We start from the raw sequence: 2,142 nt of genomic DNA on the forward strand, positions 1-2,142 counted from the left end.
CATAAAATATAGAATATGTATATTAATGCAACAGGATACTATATTCCTACCACAAGGATTCCAAATGATTATTTCTCCGATGTAAATGGCTTAAGTAGTGACTGGATACTACAAAGAACCGGTATAAATTCTCGCTCAAGGGCCACTGAGGAGGAAACAATAGAATATATGTGCAGCGAAGCTGTCGCAAATGCTTTACCAAAATTGCCATATAAAATAGAAGATATTGATTTAATTATTTTTGCGTCTTACACGCCTTCCGATACGATTGCAACCGTCGGACATCAGATACAACGCGAATATAATATACTTAATGCTAAAGTTTTCCAACTGTCTTCAGCTTGTTCTTCCGGGGTAAACGCAATGGAAATCATATATACTTTCTTTACCTCTCAAGTAGCATCTAAAGCATTATTAGTGTGTGCTGACAGAAATACTTCTTACTCTAACGATTCTGACTATATGTCGGGGCATCTATGGGGAGATGGAGCTGTTGCTTTTTTCTTTTCTAATACCTCTTTCAATAAGAAAGATGCCGAGATTCTTGATATAACAACACAAGGCTTAGGTCATATCGGGATGGGTCCCCAAGGTGTTTACTTAAAACCTCAAAATGGGGGATTACAAATGCCATATGGCAAAGATGTTTTTATATATGCTTGCTCCTATATAGCTCAGAATACAAAAAATATTGTTGAAAACAACGGATATAAACTAGATAATCTCACTTTTTTTATTGGTCATCAAGCCAATATGAGAATATTGAAGAATGTAGCTAAACAATTGGATATTAAAGAAGATGTAATACTTTCTAATATACAAGAATTAGGCAACACTGGATCAGCCAGTTCATTACTTGTTTATGCACAAAATATAGATAAATTTCAATCAGGAAATTTAATCTGTATATCTGTATTTGGTGGAGGATATTCAGCCGGGAGTTGTCTCCTAAGAATACCCTAAATTATAAGAGTGGATACAATGATAAATCAAAGAACACTAAAAAATAGCTTCTCCTTAGAAGGAAAAGGATTACAGAGCGGCTTAAACATACGCATCACATTTAATCCGGCACCCGAGAATTATGGTTATAAAGTTAAGCGAATTGATATACCCGGCCATCCAATAATAGATGCATTAGCTGAAAATGTATATGGAACTGATTGTAGTACCATTTTATCTATGAACAACATTCAGGTAAGTACGGTAGAACATGCTCTTGCAGCTCTTTATGCTTGTGAAATAGATAATTGCCTAATAGAAGTAAACGGCTCTGAGTTTCCAATTCTAGATGGAAGTTCTATCGCATTTGTAAGCAAAATAAAGGAGGTTGGGATACAAATACAAAACACTGAAAGAAAATATATTACCTTTAAACGGAAAAGGATTAAAGTAGTAGATAAAGAAACAGGATCATCTATGCTATTATTACCAGATGATACATTCAGCATACAATCAAACATATCCTTTAATTCTTTCTTTTTAAAAAAGCAGGAAGCAAATCTAAATACGCTATCTGAATTCACAAAAGATATTGCTGCTGCAAGACCTTTTGTTTTTGTAAGTGAAATAGAACAATTATTAAAAAATAAAGATTCAAAAGGGGGGGATCTCAACAATGCAATTCTGATTTATGACAAATTAATGGAACAAAATAAATTAGACCAGCTGGTTGATTTTATGGGGGTACGAAGAAAAGATGCAAATAAGCTAGGTTATATTATGAATAAACCTCTATTATACCCTAACGAACCAGCTAGACATAAATTACTCGATATCGTTGGTGATATAGCATTAGTTGGCCATTTTATAAAAGGTAAAATTATAGCTAATTGTCCTGGGCATAAAATTAACACCTTATTTGCTCGAGCTATTCGTGAAGCTATGGGTTTTGATCTCAAAGCAAAAGTATCTGCCTAAAATAAAGGTAATATTACTAACTAATAGTATCTATAAATATACGAAGGGCGGCTTGATCTAAGCCGTCCTTATTATTTATCGCTAGTATGTTTATTCTCTTTCTATATCTTCTTAGTACGAGAAAATAAGCATGATAAAACGCTCGTTCTTTAGGAGTAATCTGTATAAAACAAAAGAAGTCCTTCATATGTATGAAGGACTTCTTCTTATAAAACGGCGGTA

The 2,142-nt window shown here is 33.6% G+C and carries 3 protein-coding genes; 2 read left to right on the forward strand and 1 reads right to left on the reverse strand.

The genetic code is table 11. From position 1 onward, the window contains the following. The first annotated feature begins 15 nt into the window (after positions 1 to 15). Together JGH11_RS19790 and JGH11_RS19795 are read left to right on the forward strand one after the other, a co-directional pair. Positions 16 to 963 (forward strand): 3-oxoacyl-ACP synthase III family protein, encoded by a 948-nt coding sequence (locus tag JGH11_RS19790; protein ID WP_201114660.1) that lies wholly within the window; start codon positions 16 to 18, stop codon positions 961 to 963. Positions 964 to 981: 18 nt separating this feature from the next. Then, entirely contained in the window at positions 982 to 1,920 is a 939-nt protein-coding gene (locus tag JGH11_RS19795; RefSeq protein WP_201114662.1) for a UDP-3-O-acyl-N-acetylglucosamine deacetylase, read from the forward strand. 16 nt (positions 1,921 to 1,936) lie between these two features. Here the strand turns inward: JGH11_RS19795 and JGH11_RS20420 are convergent. After that, the coding region (locus JGH11_RS20420; protein ID WP_236264245.1) for a hypothetical protein at positions 1,937 to 2,142 on the reverse strand (206 nt) is incomplete at its 5' end.

Origin of the sequence: Dysgonomonas sp. Marseille-P4677 (assembly GCF_016652235.1) — a bacterium.
Lineage (GTDB): Bacteria > Bacteroidota > Bacteroidia > Bacteroidales > Dysgonomonadaceae > Dysgonomonas.